General features: G+C 67.6%; 11 protein-coding genes and 7 pseudogenes. 14 read left to right on the top strand and 4 right to left on the bottom strand.

The genetic code is table 11. The features are described 5' to 3' along the window. Nucleotides 1–653 precede the first annotated feature (653 nt). Nucleotides 654–821: pseudogene (locus tag OHB49_RS43290) on the top strand (IS5 family transposase); the annotation flags it as partial. Nucleotides 822–871: 50 nt separating this feature from the next. On the opposite strand, the gene OHB49_RS43285 reads toward OHB49_RS43290, so the two are convergent. After that, on the bottom strand, nt 872–1,792 hold the full coding sequence (locus tag OHB49_RS43285) for a LysR substrate-binding domain-containing protein (RefSeq protein WP_329167071.1): 921 nt from the start codon (nt 1,790–1,792) through the stop codon (nt 872–874). Nucleotides 1,793–1,909: 117 nt separating this feature from the next. On the opposite strand from OHB49_RS43285, the gene OHB49_RS43280 reads away from it, so the two are divergent. The 6 genes and pseudogenes from OHB49_RS43280 to OHB49_RS43255 all read left to right on the top strand — a co-directional run bounded on the left by OHB49_RS43280 (nt 1,910) and on the right by OHB49_RS43255 (nt 9,214). Beyond that, entirely contained in the window at nt 1,910–3,031 is a 1,122-nt protein-coding gene (locus OHB49_RS43280) for a diaminopropionate ammonia-lyase (RefSeq protein ID WP_329167070.1), read from the top strand. A 615-nt stretch (nt 3,032–3,646) separates the two neighbouring features. Next, complete coding sequence (locus OHB49_RS43275; RefSeq protein ID WP_329167068.1) at nt 3,647–4,831, top strand: M20/M25/M40 family metallo-hydrolase; 1,185 nt, start codon at nt 3,647–3,649, stop codon at nt 4,829–4,831. A gap of 52 nt (nt 4,832–4,883) precedes the next feature. Then, on the top strand, nt 4,884–6,293 hold the full coding sequence (locus tag OHB49_RS43270) for an amino acid permease (RefSeq protein WP_329167067.1): 1,410 nt from the start codon (nt 4,884–4,886) through the stop codon (nt 6,291–6,293). Continuing rightward, a pseudogene (locus OHB49_RS43265) lies at nt 6,290–6,748 on the top strand (RidA family protein); the annotation flags it as partial. The gene OHB49_RS43270 and the pseudogene OHB49_RS43265, both read left to right, overlap by 4 nt. A gap of 385 nt (nt 6,749–7,133) precedes the next feature. Then, nucleotides 7,134–7,883: a sigma-70 family RNA polymerase sigma factor gene (locus OHB49_RS43260; RefSeq protein WP_329167064.1), complete on the top strand. Its 750-nt coding sequence runs from the start codon at nt 7,134–7,136 to the stop codon at nt 7,881–7,883. A gap of 398 nt (nt 7,884–8,281) precedes the next feature. Next, nucleotides 8,282–9,214 (top strand): PfkB family carbohydrate kinase, encoded by a 933-nt coding sequence (locus OHB49_RS43255; RefSeq protein ID WP_329167458.1) that lies wholly within the window; start codon nt 8,282–8,284, stop codon nt 9,212–9,214. A 122-nt stretch (nt 9,215–9,336) separates the two neighbouring features. Here OHB49_RS43255 and OHB49_RS43250 read toward each other — a convergent pair. Next, nucleotides 9,337–9,423: pseudogene (locus OHB49_RS43250) on the bottom strand (IS5/IS1182 family transposase); the annotation flags it as partial. Nucleotides 9,424–9,496: 73 nt separating this feature from the next. Between OHB49_RS43250 and OHB49_RS43245 the strand changes: the two are divergent. The 5 genes and pseudogenes from OHB49_RS43245 to OHB49_RS43225 all read left to right on the top strand — a co-directional run bounded on the left by OHB49_RS43245 (nt 9,497) and on the right by OHB49_RS43225 (nt 15,147). Continuing rightward, nucleotides 9,497–10,408 carry a glutaminase gene (locus OHB49_RS43245; protein WP_329167061.1) on the top strand — a complete coding sequence of 304 codons (912 nt, stop codon included), beginning with the start codon at nt 9,497–9,499 and terminating at the stop codon, nt 10,406–10,408. A gap of 546 nt (nt 10,409–10,954) precedes the next feature. Then, nucleotides 10,955–12,808 carry a molecular chaperone DnaK gene (gene dnaK, locus OHB49_RS43240; RefSeq protein ID WP_313938425.1) on the top strand — a complete coding sequence of 618 codons (1,854 nt, stop codon included), beginning with the start codon at nt 10,955–10,957 and terminating at the stop codon, nt 12,806–12,808. Then, the gene (grpE, locus tag OHB49_RS43235; protein ID WP_313938426.1) at nt 12,805–13,455 is read left to right on the top strand and encodes a nucleotide exchange factor GrpE; all 651 of its coding nucleotides are present in this window, start codon (nt 12,805–12,807) and stop codon (nt 13,453–13,455) included. The genes dnaK and grpE overlap by 4 nt, the downstream gene beginning before the upstream one ends. Nucleotides 13,456–13,548: 93 nt before the next feature. Next, on the top strand, nt 13,549–14,706 hold the full coding sequence (gene dnaJ / locus OHB49_RS43230; RefSeq protein ID WP_329167060.1) for a molecular chaperone DnaJ: 1,158 nt from the start codon (nt 13,549–13,551) through the stop codon (nt 14,704–14,706). 5 nt (nt 14,707–14,711) lie between these two features. Further along, nucleotides 14,712–15,147, top strand: a pseudogene (locus OHB49_RS43225) (heat shock protein transcriptional repressor HspR). Between the two features lie 86 nt (nt 15,148–15,233). On the opposite strand, the pseudogene OHB49_RS43220 reads toward OHB49_RS43225, so the two are convergent. Continuing rightward, nucleotides 15,234–16,618 (bottom strand): annotated as a pseudogene (locus OHB49_RS43220) (NF041680 family putative transposase). Between the two features lie 285 nt (nt 16,619–16,903). Here OHB49_RS43220 and OHB49_RS43215 point away from each other — a divergent pair. Continuing rightward, nucleotides 16,904–17,706 (top strand): annotated as a pseudogene (locus OHB49_RS43215) (ISAzo13 family transposase); the annotation flags it as partial. A 5-nt stretch (nt 17,707–17,711) separates the two neighbouring features. Here the strand turns inward: OHB49_RS43215 and OHB49_RS43210 are convergent. Next, a pseudogene (locus tag OHB49_RS43210) lies at nt 17,712–18,863 on the bottom strand (IS110 family transposase); the annotation flags it as partial. Nucleotides 18,864–19,448: 585 nt separating this feature from the next. Here OHB49_RS43210 and OHB49_RS43205 point away from each other — a divergent pair. Beyond that, nucleotides 19,449–20,546, top strand: coding sequence for a sugar-binding transcriptional regulator (locus OHB49_RS43205; RefSeq protein ID WP_329167059.1), 1,098 nt, complete (start codon nt 19,449–19,451; stop codon nt 20,544–20,546). The last annotated feature ends 325 nt before the right edge of the window (nt 20,547–20,871 follow it).

Here is a 20,871-nt window from a genome sequence, read left to right as displayed (position 1 = left end):
CGCTTGTGCCAGATCAAAGTGCGGTGCAGCCGATCTCGTCTGCAACTCTGCATCCACTGCTCCATGACCGAGTTCATTCTCGGCATTAGTGCACCGCTGAGAACCACTCTGATACCAGCGTCCTCGAACAACTGCGGGAACTTCCCGTCCCGGTCCCTGAGCAAAAGGCGTGCTGGCGACCAGGCGCAGCAGGAGCGTTCGGATCGAGTGCACGGTGCGGGGCTGGCCTCCGCACTTCGGTTTGGGCTGGACGGCGCGTCGGCGGGCCACGAGGTCGCGGTGCCAACGGAGCACTGTGCCGGAAGCACCAGGAGCCGCGTCCGGCACAGCACTTCCCCTAGTAGCCCGGGAGCGACGCCGCCTAGATCACGATCGGGCGACGCGCTCTCGGGTACCCGGTCCGGCGTCGGACGGCACCGCCCCCGCACTACCGGAGTGATCGCGTAGGGCGTCGCCCGATCGCGATCTAGGCGGCGTCAGGCGACCAGGGGCGTGAGGGAACCCGCCCACCCACCACGGACCGGCCCCCTGGAGGGCCGTCGCCGAGCGGGAAGCGAACGCGGGAACCCAGTGCATCCAACACCGTTCGGGATGCGCCCAGTACACAACAGTGGGTCCAGGACTCACTTATGTGCACTGGCTAGGAACGGTGCACCTACGGCTGGCTGATGTTCCACCGCCGACTGGCCCGCGGCTGCAAGTCCCTGTCGGTCCGTTCCGAAGTGGTGATCCACCTGATCATGACCGACCTGATGGCTTGCCGCCTCACCGGCGCGACCACGGTCTCTTGGCGTGAGCCGACAGCACAGGACCAGCCTTGAATTCCGGGGGAACACCGGGAGAACACGACCTCCAACGGTGAGCCGACGTCCTATGTCTGGCTGGAGCGGAGGGTGACCGCGCGGCGGAGGGTGTCCCGGCAGGCGAGGATGGCGGGGTGCTGGCTGCGGCCACGGCGTACGACGGTGAAAATGCAGCGTGTGCGCTGTCCGCGGGGGAGTTGCCGCAGAGTGAGGGTCGGGCGCTGTCCGCACCAGACGAGGTTGGGAAGGAAGGCGGCGGCGTGTTTCTGCTCGACGAGGCGGACATGGAGGAGGAGGTCGGTGGTCTCGAACCGTACGTCAGGTTCGAAGCCGGCGTTGCGGCACAGCGTCATGGCCCACTGCCGGGCGGGTGTGCCTTCCGGTTCCATTGCCCAGGGATGGTCCGCGAGTGAGCGCAGTGCCGCCATCGGGCTACCAGCATGCGCGTCGTCCGAAGGCTTCGGCAGTGCGAGGTGGAGGGGGTCGTCGAGCAGCTCTTCCTCTTCGAGTTCGGCGGGCCGCGGGTTGGGGTTGCCGGGGTATTCCTCGGTGAGGACCAGGTCGAAGTCGTGGGCCTGCAGGGCAAGCAGGGCCCTTTCCGGCTCCATGTGTGTGACGTGGACCCGCAGGCGCGGGTGCCGATCACGCAGGAGGTCGAGCGCAGTGGGAACCAAGGCCAGGGCGGCCGTCTGGAACGAGGCGATGCGCAGGGTGCCGGTCAGGTCTGTCAGGGAGGTGGCGATGTCCGCCTCCGCACGCTCCAGGCGTTCGAGAACCGCTTCGGTGTGGGCGACGAGGATCTCGGCCTGCTCGGTCAGCCGCACCCGCCGCCCGACCGGTTCCAGCAGCCGAACGCCCACTTCGGTCTCCAACTGCGAGAGCTGCTGGGAGACGGAGGACGGGGCGTAGCACAGGGCTGCGGCTACGGCCGCCAGGGTGCCGCGGTGCTTGAGTTCGCGCAGCAGGCGCAGTCGGTGCAGGTCGAACATCGGCAGACCGCCCTCCTCACCGACGCGGAGCGATAGCTAAGTGGTTGGTTTCTCCGATGAGTACAGGTCGAAAAGTATCGCTAGACCGACCGGAGGCGGATGATACACCCTGATCGTGTGTCTGAGAACGTGTCCTCCCTCCGTGCCCTGCCCTGGTCTGTGCGGCCTAGCGCCCGTACTTGGCGGTGTGAACCCGCGCCTGCCGAGGTGCGGGGGTTCCATGCCGCGCTGCCCGACTACTCACCCACCCCGTTGACCGAACTTCCTTCGCTTGCAGCGGAGTTCGCCGTAGGTCGTGTATTCGTCAAGGACGAGTCGAGCCGTCTGGGGCTGCCCGCGTTCAAGGCGCTGGGTGCGTCCTGGGCGGTCCACCGCACCCTTGCCGAGCGCGCAGCGAGTGGCAAGGAAACGACTCCGGTCACCCTGGTGACGGCCACCGACGGCAACCACGGCCGGGCGGTGGCCCGCACGGCACGCCTGCTCGGGCAGCACGCCCACGTTTTCGTCCCGCAGGGCGTGCATCCGCAGGCCGTGGCGGCCATCGTCGCCGAGCAGGCGAAGGTTACCGAGGTTGCGGGACCGTACGACGAGGCCGTGCGCCTGGCGGCCGTGGCGGCTGCCGCGCCGGACGCGGTCCTGGTCCAGGACACCGCCTGGCTGGGCTATGAGCAGATCCCGGGGTGGATCGTCGAGGGCTACTCCACCCTCTGTGTCGAGATCGACGAGCAGCTGGTAGCCGAAGGGGTCGTCGCAGGACCTGACCTGGTCTCCATCCCGGTGGGTGTGGGGTCACTGGCCCAGGCTGTGGTCACCCACTACCGAAGCCGCCCGTCCGGATGGGCTCCGGCGCTGTTGTCGGTGGAACCGAAGACCGCGGCCTGCGTCCTCGAAAGTCTCACCATCGGTGAGCCCGTCAGCGTCACCACCGGCGATACTGTCATGGCCGGACTGAACTGCGGCACTCCCTCGAGCATCGCCTGGCCCTACCTGCACAGCGGACTGGATGCCGCTGTCGCCGTCTCCGACCCCGACAGCACCGGCGCGGCCGCTGATCTCGCCGCCCTCGGTATCTCCTCGGGTCCGTGTGGAGCCGCCACGCTTGCCGGTCTCCGCGTGGTCCTCACCGGTGTGGGCGCCGAAGACCGCCGTACGGCACTGGGGCTCGATGCGACCTCGGTGGTCGTGCTGCTGAGCACCGAGGGCCAGGCCGCCAACCCGCACTCCACCGCCGATCACTGAACACGCAACACCCGAAAGACCGCTGTGTTGAACCACCGCACCTTCATCACCCCGCATCAGACCGGCTGGACCATGAGCAGGGCGGCAACGTGCTGCCCCACTTCGCCGCTGCACTTGGTGTCCTCGGCCTGCTGACCATCGTGCGCGGCCCGGACATGGCGCGCTGGTCTACGGCGACCTGCGGGTCACCTTCGGCCATCTGACCGTCCACCGAGACCTGACCAACATCGTGTCGGCCCGCGCCGAGTTGACCGTGGACCTGCGCACCCCGTACGACGTCCAGACGGTCCGGGCCGAGGAGGCCCTCGCCACCACCCTCCTGCGCCTAGCCAACCAGGACTGAACGCGGTCCCCAGCGGCACCAGCACACACCAAGACGCCCGAGACAGAGCCCACAGCTGATCCCGGGGAGAGCCAACAGGCGCTCCCCGGGATCAGCATGCCTGCATACAGGGAGGACCCGGGCTGCATTGTTCGGAATTTCCGATGACTATCACTCGGAAACCTTCGCTGGACCGATCCGAGGCAGCTGGGGCACAGTGCTCCGCAAACACCGTCACGCCCGGGTGCCCCGCCCCTGACTCCCGGGGCGGCGTCAGACTTCGGAAGGCCCTCATGCTCCCCGAGACTGCCTCGACTCCAGTGTCGCCCGATCCCTTGGACTTGGATACCGGCCGCCTGCTGGCCCGGCTGATCGCCATCGACTCCGTCAACCCGGACCTCGTACCCGGCGGGGCCGGCGAGAGCGTCATCGCCGACTTCTGCAGCGAATGGCTGGCTGCCCGCGGCTTCGAGGTCCACACCCTGGAAAAGCGCCCCGGCCGGCCCTCACTCGTTGCGATCGCCCGTGGCATTGGCGGAGGCCGCTCCCTCATGCTCAACGGCCACCTCGACACGGTCAGCCTCGCCGACTACGACGGCGACCCGCTCGACCCGCAGATCCGCGACGGCAAGATGTTCGGCCGCGGCACCTTCGACATGAAGGGTGGCATCGCGGCCATGATGGTCGCCGCCGCCCGCGCCACCGCCCACGCTCCCCTGCGCGGCGATGTCATACTCGCCTGCGTCGCCGACGAGGAGCACAGCAGCTCGGGCACCGAGGAGGTGCTGGAGTCGTTCACCGCCGACGCAGCGATCGTCGCCGAGCCGAGCCACCTCGAAGTCACCCTCGCCCACAAGGGCTTCGCCTGGTTCGACGTGGAGATCGTGGGCCGCGCAGCCCACGGTTCACGACCGGAACTCGGCATCGACTCGATCGCCAAGGCCGGTCACGCCCTCGTCGCGCTCGAGGAACTGGGACAGCGCCTCGCGCAGGGCCCGGCACACCCCCTCCTGGGCACCGGCACCGTGCACGCCTCCATCATCCACGGCGGCGAGGAACCCTCCACCTACCCCGCCCACTGCCGCATCACCCTGGAGCGCCGCACTGTCCCCGGCGAGAACGCCGACCGTGTTGAGCGCGAACTGACCGTCGTCCTCGACTACCTCGCCGCCACGGTCCCCGACTTCCGCTACCAGCTGACCCGCGGCCTGCACCGTGAGCCCTTCGAGGCTGACCCCGAGGCACTCATCGTCCGCACCCTGATCCGCAACGCCGAGCGGGCCCTCGGCCACCCGCCCGTGGTGCGCGCCGAGCCCTTCTGGACCGACTGCGCCCTCCTGGACCGCGCGGGCATTCCCTGCCTGCTCTTCGGCGTCGACGGCGCAGGCGCCCACGCGGCCACCGAGCACGTCGACCTCGCCTCGCTGGACCGCCTCACCGACATCCTCACCGACACCATCGCCGACTTCTGTGTCTGAGCCCTCGGCTGGACCTACCCCGGGCCCCGTACGGAACGAAAGGTGCATCACCATGACCACCCCGGTAGACCAGCGGCAAGGCGACGGCCTGGCCGCCACCAACAGCACGTCCGACGAGGGCTACCAGCGCGGCCTCACCGCCCGCCAAGTCCAGATGATGGCCATCGGCGGCGCCATCGGCGTCGGCCTCTTCTACGGATCCGGCGCCGGCATCGCCCGGATCGGACCGAGCCTGATCGCCTGCTACGCCGGCGCCGGAGTCGTCGTCTTCCTGATCATGCGGGCCCTGGGCGAACTGCTCACCTACCGTCCCACCTCCGGCAGCTTCGCCGACTACGCCCGCGAGTTCTTCGGCCCCTTCGCGGGCTTCGTCACCGGCTGGTCGTACTGGGCTGTGTGGGTCTCTGCCTGCATGGCCGAAGTGACCGCAGCCGGCCACTACATCGCCTACTGGTGGCCCTCGGTACCTGTGTGGGCCACGGCCGCGACCGCCCTCGCCATCCTCTTCATCGCCAACCTCGTCTCCGTCAAGGTCTTTGGCGAGCTGGAGTTCTGGTTCTCCACAATCAAGGTGGTCGCCATCATCGCGATGCTCGTCATCGGCGCCGGCGTCCTCACCTTCGGGTTCTCCTCCATCGGGGACACCGCCTCCGTCACCCACCTGTGGGCCGACGGCGGCTTCGCACCCAACGGCGCTTGGCAGTCCCTGCTCGCCATGCAAGGCGTCGTCTTCGCCTACCTCGGCGTCGAACTCGTCGGCGTCACCGCCGGCGAGGCAGAAAACCCCAAGCAGACCCTCCGCAAGGCGATCAACACCCTCCCTGTCCGCATCGCGATCTTCTATGTCGGCGCACTCGTCGTCGTCCTATCCGTCCAGTCCTGGACCGAATACGCCCCCGGCGTCAGCCCGTTCGTCCAGGTCTTCGCCAAGGTCGGCATACCCGGCGCCGCCGGAATCATGAATTTCGTCGTCCTGACCGCCGCCCTGTCCTCCTGCAACTCCGGCATCTACTCCACGGGCCGGATGCTCCGCGGCCTGGCTGTCAACGGCGAAGCCCCCGACGTCGTGAAGAAGCTCAACGGCCGCCGACTCCCGCTCGCCGCCCTGACACTGTCCACACTGGTCATGGGCATCGGTGTCGTCATCAACATCGTCTCCCCGGACAAGGCGTTCGTGTACATCACAGCCGTCGGCACCTGTGCCGGCCTGTGGACCTGGACCATGATCCTCGCCGCCCACCTGCGCTACCACGGCAAGGTCCGCGCCGGCCTCCTGCCCGCCACCGACTTCCGGATGCCCGGCGCTCCCGTCACCAACTGGATCGCCATTGCCGCTCTCTTCTCCATCGTGATCCTCATCGGGATGGACGCCGACACCCGCATGGCGCTTTACGTCTGGGCCAGCTGGTTCGCACTGCTCAGCGCCGGCTACCTCACCCTCACCCGAAAGGCACGCGGATGAGCACCGCGGAGAAGAACCTCCAAGCCCTGGGCCTGTCCCTGCCCCAGGTCGCGCCCCCGCTCGCCGCATACGTCCCCGCCGTCCAGGCTGGCTCCTTCATCCACACCTCAGGCCAGCTCCCCCTCGTCGACGGCTCACTGCCACTCACCGGCAAGGTCGGCGCCGACGTCACCCCGGAGCAAGCCAAGGAACTTGCCCGTACCTGCGCCCTAAACGCGCTGGCCGCCGTGAAGCAGATCGCTGGTGACCTCGATCGCATCGCCCGCGTCGTCAAGGTCGTCGGATACGTCGCCTCCGCGCCGGACTTCACCGGCCAGCCCGGCGTCATCAACGGCGCCAGCGAACTGCTCGGCGAAGTCCTGGCAGACCGGGGCGTCCACGCCCGCAGCGCGGTCGGCGTCGCGGTCCTCCCGCTCAACGCTCCAGTTGAGGTCGAGCTTCTGGTCGAGCTGGCTGATACGACGGACCGCCCTGCAGGAAGCCTGATCGTCGACTCAGGGCGTGCGAGGGTGCGAAGGGGCAACCCGCGGCACCCATAACCCGCACATGGTGTGGACAACGGACGGCATCCCCACCCTGTCGATAACCGGTGGTCCTGGCATCCACCACCGGGGGCTTCACCGCCTTCGGCTGGTGGTGGGAACCGGTCAAGGGACAGTCCAACCTCATCAACTGCTCCTCCGGCACTGCGTTCGACAACACCGGCCCTGTGCCGTTTGCACTCACCGTGTTCACCCCACGCACCACGAATACCAATTGCATCGCGCCTGCCAGAGAGCACCGTCTCGTCGCTGCGGGCTAGGTGTGTTCCCTACGCCACATCCCGGAAGCGAGAATCCTTTGTTCGCTCCAACCGCAGCACAACGCCCTGGCATTCGCGCCGTCGCCCGCCTTGCACTGCCTGCCTGCACTCCCGCTTCGGCGAAGAGCCTCCCCCGGGCGTTCATCCCCAAGCAGCGTGGCTACGCCTCCTCCACGCTTCCGCGGCGGAAGTCGCGCCCGGGCTCGGCAGGCCCGCCGGCGCAAGAGCCGCCCGGAGCACCGAATTCGCCCCTGACACCGGCAAGGCGCACCGCGCTGCTCGAGCAGGTCTACAAAGACCACTCCCATTACCTCAGATGTCTGGTGCGCTCACGGGCCGGCGGCGACTGGGAACTGGCGGAAGACGTCGTCCAAGAGACGATGCTGCGCGCCTGGCGCTACGCCGAGAAGTTTGACGGCGGCCCTGAATTTACCCAGGCCTGGCTGACGACCGTCGCCAAAAACCTGCTCATCGACTCCCATCGACGCCGCCAGACCAGACCACAGGAGGTTGCCTACCAGCCATATCTGGAACACGGCACGCCCCTCACCCACGACAAGTACGCCGACATCCTGGCCTCCATGACCGTGGAGGAAATTCTGCCGAGGCTCAGCCCAGAGCACCGCGACGTCGTCCGCTTGATCTACTTGTCGGAGCGCTCCGTCGAGGAGGCAGCCAACCAACTCGGCATACCTTCGGGCACGGTCAAGTCACGTCTGTTCTACGCGCTGCGGTTGATGCGGCAGATCCTGGAGCGCGCAGACGCCCGTGCCGACAGAGCGCGCTAACCGAACTGGACTCGCTAGCAGCGGCCGTGTCCGATGCAGGAGAGCGGGCCCAGGCGGAGCGCCTCGGTCGTCGAGCCGCGAATTCCTAGGCGTCGAACCGCCTGCCATCGAAGCCACACCGTAACGGCGTTCACGAACTCCTTCGACAGACCCGAAACCATCGGTCACTACGAATGATCAGGAGATTCCATGTCCATGCGACGTCAGCGCAGAGAACGGAGGGTCGGCGAGAGCCTGGGGGTAGGGGCGGCACCCGCGGCGCACCAGCATGACGGGCATCTGCCCGTGCTCCCTGCCCGGCCGGGCACCTTCATCAGCGACCGCGTGTCTTTGGGGGATAGCGAGCAAACGCTCGACCGGTTCCGGGCCGATTGCGGCCGCACGATCGTGGTGCAGCCATGAGTCGCGGAGACATCCTCGTGCTAGGCGAGGCTCTCGTCGACCTCGTGCCGGTGCTAGAACAGGCGGTCGGCGAGCCCACCCTGTTGCACGTGCAGCCCGGCGGCGGGCCGGCCAACGTGGCCGTCGGATTGGGTCGCCTGGGGATGTCGCCGACGCTCGCGGGAGGGCTTGGTGAAGACGCCTTCGCCCGGATGCTCGAGGAACGACTCGACTCGGCTGGTGTCGACCTCTCCCTCTGCGTCCGTTCGGGCCTTCCCACGGCGCTGGCCGTCAGCGACTCGGATGGGGCCGGTGCCAGCTACAACTGCCACTTCAAGGAAACCGCCAGCTTCCAGCTGCCAGACCTCAGGCCGACGCTAAGCCGTTTCGAAGCGGTATACGTGGGTGGCCTCGCCGCCGTCGTCGACCCAGCAGCGCGTGTCGTCGCGGCTACGGCTCGTGCAGCGGCCCGGACTTCGCTGCTCGTGGTGGACCCGAACGTGCGTGAGTTCGGCATGCTGGAACCGGTGGTGTGCCGAGGACTCCTGCGGGGACTGGTATCCCTGGCCCACGTCGTCAAGGCCAGTGACGAGGACCTGGTCCGCCTTTGGCCCGGAAGGGACCCGGAGGCCATCGCCCGGACACTTGCCCGGGCCGGGCGCCTGATCGTCATGACTCGCGGGGCCCACGGCAGTACGGCTTTCACCGCAGACGCCGAGCCGTTCTCCGTCGGTGCCGCTCCGATGGATGTTCTCAACACCATCGGGGCTGGGGACGCCTTCACGGCAGGGATGCTGTCGTGGCTTGGCACCACGGGCATCCGGCTTGGCCGGTCGGCGGCGGCACTCACTGCTCGCGAGGCTGAGGCCATGCTGAACTTCGCCTCCGAGACGGCCGCCTCCGTGTGCGGACAGGTCAGCGCGGAACCATCAGGGCCGGCGCGCACCTGACGCCGCTCCGGCCGGACTCCGTGGCAGGCTGACGCATCAACTGATGACCGCAAACGCCGTCACTCGTTGCGCCCGCGGACGCACGGCGGATAGCGTTCGTAGTGGTGGTTGAGTCTTCGTTAGCCGGTCAGCCAGAACATGGTCCGCTCGATGACCCATCGACGAGGTCCTAATCGTTCGCTGGACTCGATGCCCTTGCGGTCGATGCGCACGCGTGCGCGGGGCGGGTGTGAGCGGCCGCTATTCTGCGCAGAAATCATCAACGCAGCCCTGAAGGACGGCATGAACTACCCGGAATTCCTGCGCACGGCGATGGTCGCGGCTCACCGTGAGGCGGGAAAGGGGCATGTCGCCGATTACATCCCAGCATTGGCAGGGGCGGTCCCGGACGCCTTCGGGATGGCGCTGGCCACAGTCGACGGTGAGCTCCACGGCGTGGGGAACTGGAAGGAACCCTTTTCCATCCAGAGCATCTCAAAGCTGTTCTCCCTGGCACTGGTCCTGGCCGAGGGAGGGAACGCGCTATGGACCCGTGTCGGGCGAGAACCCTCCGGGACGCCATTCAACTCACTCGTGCAACTGGAGGCCGAGCGCGGCATCCCGCGCAATCCGTTCATCAACGCAGGCGCCGTCGTCGTCACCGACCGGCTGCAGACGCTAACCGGGGACGCCTCCCGGAGTGTCCTCGGTTTCCTCCGAGCCGAGTCCGGAAACCCCGGGATCAGCATCGATCCGGCGGTCGCCGCGTCCGAGGCGGCCCACGGCCACCGGAACGCAGCCCTGGCCCACTTCATCGCCAGCCACGGCAATCTGGACAACACTGTCGCCGTCGTGCTCGAGGAGTACTTCGCTCACTGCTCCATCAGCGCCAGCTGTGGCGACCTGGCCCTCGCAGGCCGCTTCCTCGCGAGTCACGGGGTGCGGGCCGACGGAACGCGGATGCTCAGCAGCACCGAGGCCAAGCGTGTCAACGCCGTCCTGCTGACCTGCGGCACCTACGACGCCGCTGGGGAGTTCGCCTACCGGGTCGGTCTGCCTGCCAAGAGCGGCGTCGGGGGTGGAGTGCTCGCGATACTGCCGGGCCGGGCGGCGCTGTGCGCCTGGAGTCCTGCCCTGGACCGGGCTGGTAACTCCGTAGGCGCAGTGGCGGCGATCGAGGCGTTCACCACTGCCACCGGGCTCTCTATATTCTGAGACGTCGGCGGAGCGGCATCCCTAGGCTACGTGCTGACCGCCGAACAGGACCGCTCGCGGCGACCGGGTCGGTGGTCGGCATCGACCTGGGCATCGCGCATTTCCTCGCCGACTCGGACGGCGGGTTCGTGCCCAACCCAGGTACGGGCGCAGGGTCGCCGCAAGCGCACACCCCCACCAACGGGAGGTGCGCGGCCTTGTACAGCTGGGTGCGGCATCAGCGGCTCGATCACGGCTGGAGCGTCGCAACGCCAACCAAGCAATAGCGAGAGGCCACCTCCATCAGGGCGGAGAGAAGTCAACCCCCTGGGAACGAAGACTCGAACTTCACAACGCCCTCCCGTCTCGTTGGCCAGCATCTTCATCTGCTCGAGCTGCTCAAGAAGGCCCACTCGTGATTGTGTTGCAAGCTCCCTCCTTGATGCAGGTTGGCTGAACCGAAGTGAGTCCTCTCGCGTGGACCTGGAGGAGAGTGTCAGTATCGGGTGGGCTGCAGCTACCCGACGCACGTGCTTTCCGCATGCGACATCAGTTGGAGGAATTGAAATGGCACGTGCGGTCGGCATCGACCTGGGCACGACTAACTCCGTCGTCAGCGTTCTCGAAGGCGGCGAGCCCACCGTCATCACCAACGCCGAAGGCGCCAGGACCACGCCGTCCGTCGTCGCCTTCGCGAAGAACGGCGAGGTGCTGGTCGGCGAGGTCGCCAAGCGTCAGGCGGTGACCAACGTCGACAGGACCATCCGGTCGGTCAAGCGCCACATGGGCACCGACTGGAAGATCGACCTCGACGGCAAGAGCTTCAACCCGCAGCAGATGAGCGCCTTCATCCTGCAGAAGCTGAAGCGCGACGCTGAGGCGTACCTGGGCGAGAAGGTCACCGACGCGGTGATCACCGTCCCGGCGTACTTCAACGACTCCGAGCGTCAGGCGACGAAGGAGGCCGGCGAGATCGCGGGCCTGAACGTCCTGCGTATCGTCAACGAGCCGACCGCCGCCGCGCTGGCGTACGGGCTCGACAAGGACGACCAGACGATCCTCGTCTTCGACCTCGGTGGCGGCACCTTCGACGTGTCGCTCCTGGAGATCGGCGACGGCGTCGTCGAGGTGAAGGCCACCAACGGTGACAACCACCTCGGTGGTGACGACTGGGACCAGCGCGTCGTCGACTACCTGGTGAAGCAGTTCGCCAACGGTCACGGTGTGGACCTGTCCAAGGACAAGATGGCTCTCCAGCGTCTCCGCGAGGCCGCGGAGAAGGCGAAGATCGAGCTGTCCTCCTCGACGGAGACCACGATCAACCTGCCCTACATCACGGCATCCGCCGAGGGCCCGCTGCACCTGGACGAGAAGCTCACGCGCGCCCAGTTCCAGCAGCTCACCGCGGACCTCCTGGAGCGCTGCAAGAACCCGTTCCACAACGTCATCAAGGACGCGGGCATCCAGCTCTCCGAGATCGACCACGTCGTTCTCGTCGGTGGCTCGACCCGTATGCCGGCCGTCGCCGAGCTCGTCAAGGAGCTGACCGGTGGCCAGGAGGCCAACAAGGGTGTGAACCCGGACGAGGTCGTCGCCATCGGTGCCTCGCTCCAGGCCGGTGTCCTCAAGGGTGAGGTCAAGGACGTTCTGCTCCTCGACGTCACGCCGCTGTCCCTCGGTATCGAGACCAAGGGCGGCATCATGACGAAGCTCATCGAGCGCAACACCACGATCCCGACCAAGCGGTCCGAGATCTTCACGACGGCCGAGGACAACCAGCCGTCGGTGCAGATCCAGGTCTACCAGGGCGAGCGCGAGATCGCGGCGTACAACAAGAAGCTCGGCATGTTCGAGCTGACCGGTCTGCCGCCGGCCCCGCGTGGTGTCCCGCAGATCGAGGTCGCGTTCGACATCGACGCCAACGGCATCATGCACGTCGCTGCCAAGGACCTCGGCACCGGCAAGGAGCAGAAGATGACCGTCACCGGTGGCTCCTCGCTGCCGAAGGACGAGGTCAACCGGATGCGTGAGGAGGCCGAGCAGTACGCGGAGGAGGACCACCGCCGTCGCGAGGCCGCCGAGTCCCGCAACCAGGGCGAGCAGCTCGTCTACCAGACGGAGAAGTTCCTCAAGGACAACGAGGACAAGGTCCCCGGTGACGTGAAGACGGAGGTGGAGGACGCGCTCACCGAGCTGAAGGAGAAGCTCAAGGGCGAGGACACCGCCGAGATCCGTACCGCCACCGAGAAGGTCGCGGCCGTCTCGCAGAAGCTGGGCCAGGCGATGTACGCCAACGCACAGGCCGAGGGCGGCCCGCAGGCCGAGCCGCAGCCCGGCCAGGCGCACGCCGACGGCGCGGACGACGTCGTCGACGCCGAGATCGTGGACGACGAGCGGGACGCCAAGGGCGGTGCGGTGTGACCGAGGAGACTCCGGGCTTCGAGGAGAAGCCTGACGTCCCCTCCGGCGCCACCCCTGACGGAGCTGAGCCGAAGGACGCCGCCCCCTCTTCGGAGGAGGGGGCGTCCCCGGCCGGGGACTCAGTACAGACAGTCGGCCTCACCGCCCAGCTGGACCAGGTCCGCACCGCGCTCGCCGAGCGCACGGGCGACCTCCAGCGGCTCCAGGCCGAGTACCAGAACTACCGCCGCCGCGTCGAGCGGGACCGGGTCACGGTCAAGGAGATCGCTGTCGCGGGTCTCCTGTCCGAGCTCCTGCCCGTGCTCGATGACGTCGGTCGCGCCAGGGAACACGGCGAGCTCGTGGGCGGGTTCAAGTCGGTGGCCGAATCGCTCGAGACGGTCGTCGCCAAGCTGGGCCTGCAGCAGTTCGGCAAGGAGGGCGAGCCCTTCGACCCGACGATCCACGAGGCGCTGATGCACTCGTACGCGCCGGACGTCACCGAGACGACCTGCGTGGCGATCCTCCAGCCGGGGTATCGCATCGGCGAGCGCACCATCCGCCCCGCGCGGGTGGCTGTGGCCGAACCCCAGCCGGGGGCGGCCCCTGCGGCGGCGAAGGAAGAGCAGACAGACGACGAGGAGAGCGGTGGCACCGAGGAGGTCTGACATCTCGTCCGACCACCGAGGGGCCCACCGTCTGCCCCGGCGACCGGCCCTCGGGCCGGTCGCCCGGCCGATCGTCCGGAAGGAGGGACGTCGATGAGCACGAAGGACTTCGTCGAGAAGGACTACTACAAGGTCCTCGGCGTCCCCAAGGACGCCACCGACGCCGAGATCAAGAAGGCGTACCGCAAGCTCGCCCGCGAGTTCCACCCGGACGCCAACAAGGGCGACGACAAGGCGGAGGAGCGCTTCAAGGAGATCTCCGAGGCCAATGACATCCTCGGCGACTCCAAGAAGCGCAAGGAGTACGACGAGGCGCGCGCCCTCTTCGGCAACGGCGGCTTCCGGGCCGGGCCCGGTGGTGCGGGAGGCAACTTCAACTTCGACCTCGGCGACCTCTTCGGAGGCACCCAAGGCAGCGGAGCCGGCTTCGATGACGTCCTGGGGGACCCGTTCAACAGGGGCGGCGCCGCGGGAACCCGTACCCAGCCCCAGCGCGGCCAGGACATCGAGTCCGAGGTGACGCTCAGCTTCACCGAGGCGGTCGACGGGGCCACGGTCCCGCTGCGGATGTCCAGCCAGGCCCCCTGCAAGGCGTGTTCGGGCACCGGCGACAAGAACGGCACCCCGAGGGTCTGCCCGACCTGCGTCGGCAGCGGTCAAGTGGCTCAGGGTTCGGGTGGCGGTTTCTCACTAACCGACCCGTGCCCCGACTGCGAGGGCCGCGGCCTGACCTCCGAGCACCCCTGCATGGAGTGCAAAGGCAGCAGCCGAGCCATATCGTCCCGCACGATGCGGGTCCGCATCCCAGCAGGCGTGACCGACGGGCAGCGCATCCGGCTACGCGGCAAGGGCACCCCCGGCGGACGGGGCGGCCCAGCCGGCGACCTGTATGTCGTCGTGCACGTCGGCGAGCACCGGGTGTTCGGCCGCAAGGACGACAACCTCATGGTGACCGTCCCGGTGACGTTCACCGAGGCGGCGCTCGGCGGCGAGGTCCGGGTCCCGACCCTCGGCGGCCCCGCTGTCACCCTGAAACTGCCGCCCGGCACACCCAACGGCTGCCTCATGCGGGCGCGGGGCAAGGGCGTGGTCGGCAGGAACGGCGTCCGCGGCGACCTTCTGATCACCGTTGAGGTGAGTGTCCCCAGGGACCTGTCGGGGAGGGCTCGTGACGCACTGGAGGCGTACCGCGAGGCGACCGCGGGCGAGGACCCGCGAGCGGACCTGTTCCAGGGTTTGAAGAGAGCATGAGTCACATGGACGGCCGACGACGCAACCCGGATGAACTGACCGAGAATACCGCGGTCTACGTCATCTCGATCGCGGCCCAGCTCTCGGGTCTGCACCCGCAGACACTGCGCCAGTACGACCGCCTCGGTCTGGTCTCCCCGGACCGCACGGCCGGCCGGAGCCGCCGCTATTCGGCGCCCGCGACATCGAACTGCTCCGCCAGGTTCAGCAACTGTCGCAGGACGAGGGCTCGCGGGCATCAAGCGCATCATCGAGCTGGAGAACCAGGTGGCCGCCCTCCAGTCCCAGGGCGCCGAACTCCAGGCGGCCTTCGACGGCGCGGCAGCGATGCAGCAGCGCGAGGCGCAGGTGCACGCCCTGTACCGGCGTGATCTGGTGCCGTACCAGGATATGCAGCAGACCAGCGCGCTCGTGGTGTGGCGGCCGAAGCGGAACGCCTGACTCGCCCGGCATCTAACAGAACCGCGTCAGCCTAAGCTTGACGTTTATCCAGCTCTGCTACTTGTGATGGTTGCCGTGAGGTCCGGTTAGCCCTGTTTCCCGACGGTGCGTTCCTGTGCGCGGTGCTTGTTCTTCATGCCGATGGGCCGGCCCGGGCCAGCGGTACTGAGTTTCGGTGCACTGGTCGGCTGAGGGGCCTTGCCGTGGAGGCGGCGAAATCCTCGGCGGACCCGTGCTGGCGTGAGACGCCCCTGACGTGCAGGCCGCTCCCAGGGTCTGCGGAGGTCTTCGGCCAGGGGCCGGGCCAGGCGGAGCTGAGTGTGGGCGGCGATGACGAGCCAGGTCCAGCGGTCAGCGGCAGCCGGCTCGCGGAGCTTGGGAGTTGTCCAGCCCAGCGTCTGCTTGAACATCCGAAAGGTATGTTCCAGGTCGAATCTGCGCAGGAAGGCCTGCCAGAGCCGGTCCACGTCTGCTGCGGTGGCATCGGTGGCCGACCACCACAGCCAGATGGGCCGAGGGTTGCGGTCGCCGCGGAGGTGGTCTACCTGTAGACGGATGACGGTGCCTTCGATGACCGGCAGCTCCGCGAGATGGTCGGTCCATGCCGAGCGTCGGGTCAGCAGCGGATGCAGGCGGTCCCAGGCCCTGGCGGTGGCCTGTCCGTAGTGAGCTGTGTCGGTCACCGTGGTGATGGACGGGACGGGATGGGTGGACGGGTCCTCTTCGCGCCGTGCTTGGGCTTGCGTCCGCGCTTGCCTGCCGGTTGTGGCGGAGGCGGGAAGAACAGGACCCGGTCCGACCGCATCCGCCCCAGTAACTCCACGGGCAGGTCTGCAAGCAAGAAGGCCAGACGGGTCACGTCGTAGCCGGCATCGACGACGATGAGAACGGGCGGGTCGCCAATCTGCCACTGGCCGGCCACATACAACCGCTGGAACACCTCCCTCACCTGGACTGCGGTGACGGCGATCGCGTCGTCCCACGGCCGCAGCCGGAGCACGTCCAGCAATGCCGTCCACGACGTCCGACCCGGCTCCAGGGCGGCAACGAAGGAGTAGGGCCAACCGGGGATCATCTGAGCCGAGCCCCTGCCCCGACCGTATGTGTGACAGAACAGCCGCTCCGGGCTGGTATTCGCATCCGGCCGCAACCAGTTGCTCACATCGACGGCCAGGACCAGCCGCCCCTCCGCCGTGCGGGGAAGCGCAGGTCCCGCCAGCGCTGTACGCAGCCGTGCCACATCCAGATTCCCGCAGTTCAGACCGCCGTATCAGGCGCCATGCCCGCGTCGGTGCTCGGGCGCCAGCGAGAGCTCGACCAATGTCTTCACCGGCCCGTCCGTGCACAGCAGGGCGTCGCTCAGCTCGAACAGTGCATCGCGCCGCCCGGTCAGACAGGCATAGAGCTCCGTCCGAAAGCGTGACAGTTCGGCAAACGCATCCCGTGGGACGCGGTGTTGCAGCAGACTCATTGATACGGCCTTCGTGCTGATCCCATGCCTCTGTGACGGAGCACAGGATCATACGAAGGCCGCTCTCACGTCCGGGGGACAACCAAACCCATCAGCAAGTTCGAGGCCATGTTCGACCCCAGACCATAAACGCCAAGCTATGGGCGTGCAGATCATTAACTCGTAGCTTTCCGCTCGGTGGTTCGTTGGTCTGGCGTGAGCGGGCTGGAAGAGCAACGGGACGTGTTGGCAGTGAAGTTCGAGGTGATTCTGCCGCATCTCGATGAGCGGCAGCGTCGTCTGTTGATGGGGGCGGAGGCCCAGTCCCTCGGTCACGGCGGGATCAGAGCAGTCGCTCGTGCCGTCGGTGTTCGTGAGGCCACAGTCTCGGCCGGAGTGCGAGAATTCGGCTCTCAAGAAGCGCCGTTGGGACGTGTGCGCTGGCCTGGCGGCGGCCGTAAACGGGTCGCCAACCTCAACCCAGTCGTCCGCAAGGTGCTTCTCGCATTGGTCGAGCCCGATGTCCGCGGAGATCCCATGTCGCCGTTGCGCTGGACCACCAAATCCACCCGCAAGCTCGCCGAACAGCTGACCCGGCAGGGCCACAGGATCTGCGCGGACACGGTGGGCGACCTCCTGCGCGAGGAGGGCTTCAGCCTGCAGAGCAACGCCAAGACCCTTGAAGGCAAGCAGCACCCCGACCGAGACGCGCAGTTCCACTACCTCAACGAACAGGCCCGCGACCATCAGGACGGCGGGGCTCCGGTGATCAGCGTGGACACGAAGAAGAAGGAACTGGTCGGCCCCTTCAAGAACAACGGCCGCGAATGGGAACCGAGAGGCGAGCCGGTGCGAGTCGACACCCACGACTTCCCCGACTGCGAGCTGGGCAGAGCAGTGCCCTACGGCATCTACGACGTCACCACGAACACCGGCTGGGTCAACGTGGGCACCGACCACGACACCGCCGCATTCGCTGTCAAATCGATCCGCCGATGGTGGAACGGCGCCGGACGAACCGCCTATCCAACAGCCGACCGGCCACTGATCACGCTGATGCCGTCGGCTCCAACGGATATCGCACCCGCACCTGGAAGACCGAACTCGCCTGCTTCTGGAGGCAGTGGTAGAACTGGCTGATCATCTTGTTGAAGAGGTTTCTCTGAGCGGCGGCGTGCCAGTCCCCGGCCTCGCGGCGGCGGTCGTAGTGGGCCTTTGCGCCCGGTGAGTGGGTCAGTGAGGCGAAGGCCCACAGGTAGCTGGCGTGGTTGAGCCGGTCGTTCTTCACCCAGCGTCTGGTGATGCTGGACTTCTTGCCGGACGCCCTGGTGATGGGGGACGCACCGGCGTAGGCCTTCATTCCGCGGGCAGTGGCGAAGCGGGCGTGGTCGTCCCCGATCTCAGCGAGGATCCGGGCGCCGAGCTGGGTGCCGAGCCCGGGGAGGCTCAGGATGATCTCGGCGTCCGGATGCTGAGGGAAGGCCTCTTCCACCGCCTCGGCGAGCTGGTCGGCGGCCGTGCAGGCGGCGTCGAGCTGCCGCAGCAGTGCGAGCATCTGTTTGCCCAGTGCGTCCTCGACCAGCGGTGGCTGGTGCGCGTATTCGGCCCGCAGGACCTCGCGGATGCGCTCGGCGTCGGCGTCGATGCGGCGCTGGCGGCCGGCGCGCTTGAGTGCCGAGCGCAGTTGCGCGAGCGACAGCCGGGCCGCCCGTGAGGGTGTGGGGGCGAGCTGAAGTACTCGCGCAGGAGCGAGCGGAGCTGGTTGGCGAGCTGCTGCCGGTTCCAAATGGCGTCCTGCTGGGCGCGGGCGAGGACGGCGATGGCGCGGGCGAGATCGCTGTCCTTGGGCAACGGCCGGTGGGCGTGCATATCGGTGCGGAGGATGTTCGCCGGGACGAGGGCGTCGCCGGGGCCGGACTTCTTCCGTGTGACCGCGTGACGGTCGCGGTAGCGTGCGGCGGCCACGAGCAGGATGCGGGTCGCGGGGCGGCAGAGTCAGTTCTGCCAGTGCAGGTAGGCGTCGAGGGCGGCGGGCCTGGCGCTTCCCGGTCCGCAGGACCGCGACGAGCAGGCCGCGGGAGGTCTCGATGGCAACCGGGATCGGGGTGTCCTCGGTGTCGCCGTGCTCGGCGAGCAGATCCAGCAGGATCTTGTAGCCGGTCGCGTCGTCGGTGATGTGGCGCTTGGCCAGGAGTAGTGTGCCGTCGTCGTCGACCAGCGCGACGTCGTGTGTCTTCTCGGCCCAGTCGATGCCGCAGTAGATCAACTTTCCCTCCCCGAAGTGTGGGTGTTTGCGCTGGTCACGAGCGCATGCGGGGCCACGCAGCGACCTAATTCCAGGCCTCGATCAGGGAACGGGCCGACACCTCACAAGCCGTTCGTGGCACCAGCTCACCGCACGGGCTTCGGTCTGTTCCCAGAGCTCGGACGGCTCGGGGAATGCAAGAGATCACCGTGCGACGGGCTCGCACCACCAACTCCAACGAGTTATCACTGCGTCTCGTGCGACCACAGCGCGCACGCGGACACGGTGGGCGCCCTGAACGTTCTACGGGCCGGGCTGGCCCGTCGCGAAGCCTCACCGGCATAGCGAGCAGCCCCCTCGTGCACGAGGGGGAGGAGTCACGGAGCTATCGGCGCAGACCGCCCAACCCGACGAACCTGATGCGGCACTAGATCCCGCTGAACCAGCTCACGCCCACTGCGTTGAACTAATAGAGCTTCCTTGCAGATCCCGCCGGACAGCATGTTGATGCCATGACTGAGTGCTCCCCGGCGGGACAGGCCACACCTGCTCCGGGATGGGGTGGCACGTACTGAAGCCTCCCATGCGCCGTGAAAGAGAGCAGACATGGATGGATCAGACACGGGTAGTGCGCCGTCTCCCCTGCCGCCGACCGAGGTATTGCTTGCCGCCTCTGTCGCCAGGCGGTTCTATCTCGACAACCTGTCGAAGGTGGAGATTGCCGAGGAGTTCGACATCAGCCGCTTCAAGGTAGCCCGCCTCCTCGAAACAGCTGTGGCCCAGGGCATCGTGGAAATCAGGATCACGGTCCCCGCGGAGATCGACGCAAGGCTGTCGGCGGCGATGCGCCGCCGGTTCGGCCTCAAGCATGCGATCGTGGTACAGGCGCCGACGCAGGACCCAGCGGGTCCCGAGCCGGTCACGGAGTGGCTTGGCCCGGTCGCCGCCCAGCTCATCGCGGAGATCGTGGAGCCCGACGACGTCCTCGGGCTGGCATGGGGCCGCGCCGTGAACTCCGTGAGCGAGGGCTTCACCAAACTGCCCCCGTGCACCGTGGTCCAGCTGACCGGCGTGCACCCGCTTGAACCCATCAACGCGAACTCCGTTGAGGCAGTCCGCAAGACCGCGGCCATCTCCGGCGGCAAGAGCTATCCCATCTACGCACCGTTGGTCCTGCCCAACAAACTCACGGCCGACATCCTCCGCTGCCAGCCAAGCATCGCCGAGTCCCTCGACCAGTTCAACCAAGTCACCAAGGCGGTCGTTCCCATCGGCGGCTGGGGCCCCACCCTCTCCACCGTCTACGACGCCCTCTGCGAAGAGGAACGCGAGCTCTACCGCAAGCTCGGGGTCGTCGCGGAGATGACGGCCCTGCTCTTCGGTTCCGACGGCAGCGTGATCAGGACCGATCTCAATGAGCGTACGATCTCCGTCACCAATGAGCAGCTCGTCCACATTCCTGAGGTGATCGGCGTCGCCGGAGGCGCTCAGAAAGCGGAGGCGATCGGCGCAGTCCTTACATCCGGCCTGCTGACGGGGATCGTCACGGACAGGGCAGCGGCGCTCCATATCCTGAGCGTCCCCCCGTCCGGTGATCTGCCCGTGCGCGACACTGCCCGTCGGCCGCCGACACGTGCGGCGACTGGGGCGATCGTGCGCGATATATCCGCCGCAGTTCCTCTGGAGGCCGTCCGGGTCGGGTAGAGCTCGCCTTGAGGCCGGCGTTGTACGCCTCCTTGGAGTTCTCCTCCCTCCAGCCGGCGAAGCGCGGGTTGGTGCGCTTGTCCTCGTTGAATGCCTTCCGCAGCGACGGCAGCGTCCACGACCGCCGCTCAGTCGGCTCCTCCTCGGGGATCAAGCGCAGTCTTGCGTGCGTGGCACAGGGGCCGTCGACGTACCTTGCGTGGCAGAGTGGCCACCTTGACAGCGGCCTTACGACGACGCTCCGATCCCTGTTTGTACCGGCTGAGCGACTGCTGTGCGGCTTCGAGTTTCGCTGCGGCCTTGCTGCCGTGGCGCGGGTTGGCAG

The sequence above is a fragment of the Streptomyces sp. NBC_01717 genome, from assembly GCF_036248255.1.
GTDB lineage: Bacteria > Actinomycetota > Actinomycetes > Streptomycetales > Streptomycetaceae > Streptomyces.
Note: the sequence above shows the minus strand (reverse complement) of the source record. Positions and strands in the feature narration are given on the sequence as shown.

Excerpts from the sequence above, each read along its gene's own strand:
- OHB49_RS43285 (WP_329167071.1), bottom strand. The coding sequence starts at position 1,792 with ATGTTCGACCTGCACCGACTGCGCCTGCTGCGCGAACTCAAGCACCGC.
- OHB49_RS43275 (WP_329167068.1), top strand. The coding sequence starts at position 3,647 with ATGCTCCCCGAGACTGCCTCGACTCCAGTGTCGCCCGATCCCTTGGAC.
- OHB49_RS43270 (WP_329167067.1), top strand. The coding sequence starts at position 4,884 with ATGACCACCCCGGTAGACCAGCGGCAAGGCGACGGCCTGGCCGCCACC.
- OHB49_RS43255 (WP_329167458.1), top strand. The coding sequence starts at position 8,282 with ATGAGTCGCGGAGACATCCTCGTGCTAGGCGAGGCTCTCGTCGACCTC.
- OHB49_RS43245 (WP_329167061.1), top strand. The coding sequence starts at position 9,497 with ATGAACTACCCGGAATTCCTGCGCACGGCGATGGTCGCGGCTCACCGT.
- dnaK (WP_313938425.1), top strand. The coding sequence starts at position 10,955 with ATGGCACGTGCGGTCGGCATCGACCTGGGCACGACTAACTCCGTCGTC.
- dnaJ (WP_329167060.1), top strand. The coding sequence starts at position 13,549 with ATGAGCACGAAGGACTTCGTCGAGAAGGACTACTACAAGGTCCTCGGC.
- OHB49_RS43205 (WP_329167059.1), top strand. The coding sequence starts at position 19,449 with ATGGATGGATCAGACACGGGTAGTGCGCCGTCTCCCCTGCCGCCGACC.